4 protein-coding genes are annotated in these 4,555 nt (G+C 26.1%); 1 reads left to right on the plus strand and 3 read right to left on the minus strand.

Annotation, left to right across the window (positions count from 1 at the left end; genetic code table 11):
• Window positions 1–452: 452 nt before the first annotated feature.
• The gene (locus tag RAH41_RS22330) at window positions 453–926 is read left to right on the plus strand and encodes a hypothetical protein (RefSeq protein ID WP_331225453.1); all 474 of its coding nucleotides are present in this window, start codon (window positions 453–455) and stop codon (window positions 924–926) included.
• A 435-nt stretch (window positions 927–1,361) separates the two neighbouring features.
• Here the strand turns inward: RAH41_RS22330 and RAH41_RS22335 are convergent, their stop codons facing one another.
• The 3 genes from RAH41_RS22335 to RAH41_RS22345 are packed head-to-tail and all read right to left on the minus strand — an operon-like array spanning window position 1,362 to window position 3,474.
• Window positions 1,362–2,315 carry a hypothetical protein gene (locus RAH41_RS22335; RefSeq protein ID WP_331225454.1) on the minus strand — a complete coding sequence of 318 codons (954 nt, stop codon included), beginning with the start codon at window positions 2,313–2,315 and terminating at the stop codon, window positions 1,362–1,364.
• Window positions 2,308–2,925 carry an ATP-binding cassette domain-containing protein gene (locus RAH41_RS22340; RefSeq protein ID WP_331225455.1) on the minus strand — a complete coding sequence of 206 codons (618 nt, stop codon included), beginning with the start codon at window positions 2,923–2,925 and terminating at the stop codon, window positions 2,308–2,310. The genes RAH41_RS22335 and RAH41_RS22340 overlap by 8 nt, the downstream gene beginning before the upstream one ends.
• Before the next feature lie 15 nt (window positions 2,926–2,940).
• Window positions 2,941–3,474 carry a hypothetical protein gene (locus RAH41_RS22345; protein WP_331225456.1) on the minus strand — a complete coding sequence of 178 codons (534 nt, stop codon included), beginning with the start codon at window positions 3,472–3,474 and terminating at the stop codon, window positions 2,941–2,943.
• Window positions 3,475–4,555 lie beyond the last annotated feature (1,081 nt).

The following is a 4,555-nucleotide window of genomic DNA, read 5'->3' on the forward strand; positions in this document are numbered from 1 at the left end:
CAAATAGTTTGAGTGTAGCTTTTTATTACTTCCATTTTCTTTCACAAAAAGTATAAATATAGTAAATAATTTCCCCTATTCAATCTAATATAATAAAATTTTCCCCTGGAACTGGTAATATTGCACAAATCAATGATAATTATCATCGGCATTATATACATATTATTGTTATAATGAAAAGTTTGAAAATTGCATGGAAAACAACAAAATAATAAATATATCCTTTATTCTCTTTTATTTACTATTAACTTCAATCTCTATGGCTATTCCTTTTCAATTATAATCCAACGAGAGCCAAACCAGCCTGAAACTATAAGGCTAACCGCTTTGGTGCAATTACAATTACTTTTTTAGAGAAGAAAAAGTATTTTATTCCTTCTTAGATCAAAAAATTTCCAGCAAACTTTTTCCCTTTTACCGTTAAATTAACATTCTTCATAAGGGGTGAGTAAATGACAAACTATATTGAATTAGAAGACGAAGAAATTATCTATCATGTATATAATTTAAATTGTTTACTTCCAAAAGATATTCAAGAAGATTCTTTAGAAATTTTATCTCAAATTAACCCCGACAAGACACATTTATTAATACCTAAGTATGGTAAATTCTGTTGGTTAAATGGTGTATTATTAATTAAAAAAATCGGTTACCCAAATAATAAAAAGGCCTTACCAAAATTAGCTGGTTTATTACAAGATCGGAATTGGCCAGGTGCATTAGAATCTATAGAAATCTTTAGAGAAATTGGTAAAGAAGTAAGTGTACCTTATATTGAAGTAGAAATTGAAAATGCTCTGCAATCTAATGACGATGATTGGTTAGAACATCTTTTTTTCGCTTGTAATAGTTTAGGTATTGAAAAAGACGACTTTAAAAACAAGTTAAATTACGACCAGATGGTAGAATTAGTAAAAGAATTATAATATAAGAAATAAAAAAGACAATGGGTTTAAAATAGCGGAGGTCAGCATCACATTATTCAATGCCGACCTCCGCTATTTTATTTATTAACAAATAATGATATACATACAAATACTACAAAACTTAAAAAAATATATTGATAATTTCGTTTAGTTTTAGGCATTATTATAAAAATAACTAAGTAACTAAAAAAAAATAAACATGTTACAACTACATTCACGATACGCTCATCATAAAACGAGTATTTAACATTAGAAATAAAGACTGCATCCCCGATAAAATCGATAGTATTCTATATAAAGGAAAAGCCTTCTAATCGTCATTTACTCTTTTTTTAGTTTAAAATAAATTAAAATATTTTTAAAAATAAAGGAATAAAAACAGAAACCATCCATTTTATTTCACAAATTAAGACCTACTTATAAACTTGTTTAATTTTAATAATACTTTGATCTCTTGTCTGAAATATAAACTACTGTAAGAGAGAAAAAGATTAATATAGTAATCCAAAAAAAAATATAGTATATCGGGAATTCTTTTCCAGTATGTGTAGAAAAAAGTGTAGCTTTTGTATTAAAAATTTTTGGTACTGAATAAAGAATGATGTTTTTAATATCAAATTTCCCCATGTTTGGAACCAAAAACATATAAATAAAAAGTATAGATGAAGGTAAAATTATACTTCGTGTAAAAACAGAGGCAAAATAGAATAAGATAGAAAAAAATATATTTATGATTAATACAAATAAAATTTGAATTGGAATTTTATCGGCAAATGAAACTGAAAATATAGAATCATCAATATTTGGAACAGAAGGATCTATTCTAGTAAAGAACTTAAATACTATCATTTGATTTATACTATGAAAAATTGAGATTCCTAAAATAGATAGTAATATGACTACTAAAATAGAGGCAACTTTATTGATATGGTACTTAATGAATGATTTGTTGATCAGTAAAACTTTTAATATTTTATATTTGATATCGTAATGTGCTACACAAATTGAGTACATTGAAAAAATAATTGGTAAAATGATCAAACAAACTGAAGAAAATAATTGGTTGATTGCGTTTATTGGGTTTAAAGCTATTAAAGAATTTTGATAATTGAGATGTTCGTATTTTAAATAATTATCAACCACTTCTGTGTTTGAATCTGGCCTCTTTAAATTTAATTCATCATTCAATGCGTCATTTATATCTATCTTGTCTCGTCGATAGATTTCTTCTATATGTTTATAGTTTTCAAGTGTACTTTTTGTAAGCATAAATTGAGAGTTAACCACAAATGCGGATAAAAAAAGTAACGCTAATACTAGTAAGATAAAGTATTTCGCTTTATATTGGTAATAATACTCTAAACTTATTTCCTTTATAAAATTAGTCATCTATCCTCTCCGAATCTATTGAAATAATTTGTTCATTTTCTAATAAAAAAAAATAATCAGCAATTTCTTTATAAAAATATAACTCATGACCACTTAAAATTACTATTGAGGTCTCTTTAAATTCTAATAATAAAGACTTGAGTAGTTTCTTGTTTTTTAAATCAAGTCCGTTTGTCACTTCATCTAAAATTAAATAATTTGGTTTTAAGAGTTTAATAAGTAATAGTCCTACTAACTTTTTTTGACCTAGTGAGTAGTTTCTTACTTTCATGTGGTAAAATTGTTCAATATTCCCAAATAATTCCGATGCCACATCTAAGATCTTCTTTTTTAAAAATTTCTTCTCAGTTAATAGCACAACATTTTCGTAACCTGTTAAATTTTGATATAATGGAAGGTCATCATATAAACAGAAAATTGTTTTATGATCATTAAAATATATTTCACCAGTATATTTTTCTAATCCAAGTAAACACTTAAAGAAAGTTGTTTTACCTGAGCCATTTTCTCCAATTAAATAATAGATACCTGGAGCTAAAATAGTTAGATTAACATCTTTTAAAATTATATTTTTCTTATATCTCTTTGTTAAATTTTCAACTTTCAACATTATGTCACATCCTTACTATTTCCACCTATCTTTTCCATCTTTATAGACAGAATAGTAATCAGTAACATCTTGACTAAATACAGTTACATCTCCCCAAGGAGTAGCTGACCCAATACTTATAGTTTTATGTCCTTTCCATTCATGTACGCTAGTAGACTTATAATATGCTTTCATTCCTTTAGCTTTAACTATGTTTGGAAATACCCAACCTACCTCTTGCCATCCGCTACTTGAAGTTACTTTACTTCCATTATATGAAAAGTTAATATAATCTTTGGACCACGCATAGGTACCACCACGTTTGTACATCACTGTTCTTTTTTTAGTAGTAGCACGCGACATTCGGTTGAGAGTGGTATCATCGTTGTCCTCACGTATAATAACTTTGTTGTTTTCAAAACCTTGAATCTGCTCTTCTATTGTAGGATTAAACTTAGAGAATGTAGAATCTTCTTGTTTTTCTTCCGCAAATCCTGAATTTGGTACTCCAGCAAATATTAATAAATAAGAAAAAGCGATAATTAATGCATTTATAACTATTTTTATCATAATATTCTTCCTCCTAACATTTGTGAAAAATTTCACATTTTAATCAAAAATATAAAATCCTTTTTTACCGAAGTTAACAAATTTATAGGATTACTTCATTCTAGCCACCTCCAAAAATATAATTAAATATACAAACCTAGAATCTCTTAGTAGACCCTGTTTATATTAATCTAGTTATAAAAAAGTTAATTATTATACTCAATTGTCTATTCTATTTGTTTTTCTGTAATACCTATTAATCCATACCAAGTTGGTGGACTCTACCTTAGTTATTGATCGAATAAATTTCATTAAACAAGTCTTTCTTACCACTTGAGTAAATATAGGTAAAATTTAGGGGTGTAACCTCTTCTTTATGACCCCATTAATAGGAAGTAAAGGATTTATAATGGGTTTACTTATCACATCATTAGTTAGATATGATTTACTTTTCTTATTGAACATTAATCGTCCTGTAAATAATAAAACTAGTAAAAAGTTTGGTAAAAAAAATACATAGTATTTCTCTGTTATTCATGTTTCGGACTGAATTATCTCCTATTATTTTTAGTAAACGTTTATATATTTATCTTAGCATTTATTATGGTAAATTTTTTTAAAATTTCATGACTGTATTGTGAATTTTTTCACATAAGATACTATCTTTTTATTCAATTCCAATTTTTACTAAAAATTCCATTCTTTGTTCACATAAACTGCTATTCCACACTGATATCACTCCGAAATAAATATTGAAATACAAAATTTCAACTAATGGAGGAGATTAATTTGATAACATTTTTTAACTAGATCGGAAAATCAAATCATAATCGTCGCATATATTTAAATTGGACATATCCAGGGCCATATAGGAAGGAAAAATAAGAGAAATGAAGTGATAATTTTGTTGAAAATTATTCTTATTTTATTAATGATTAATTTAATATACTCGGCTAATAGTAGAAATACAAAAACACGTTCTAATATATCTATTAGAAATATTGTTATTTTTATATTTTTATTCATAATCGTTATAAACCTATTATTGTTTATAATATTATAAATTACATTGTAAAAAGCACATTAATTGAATGTGCTTTTT

Origin of the sequence: Gottfriedia acidiceleris, assembly GCF_036421055.1 — a bacterium.
GTDB lineage: Bacteria > Bacillota > Bacilli > Bacillales > Bacillaceae_G > Gottfriedia > Gottfriedia acidiceleris_C.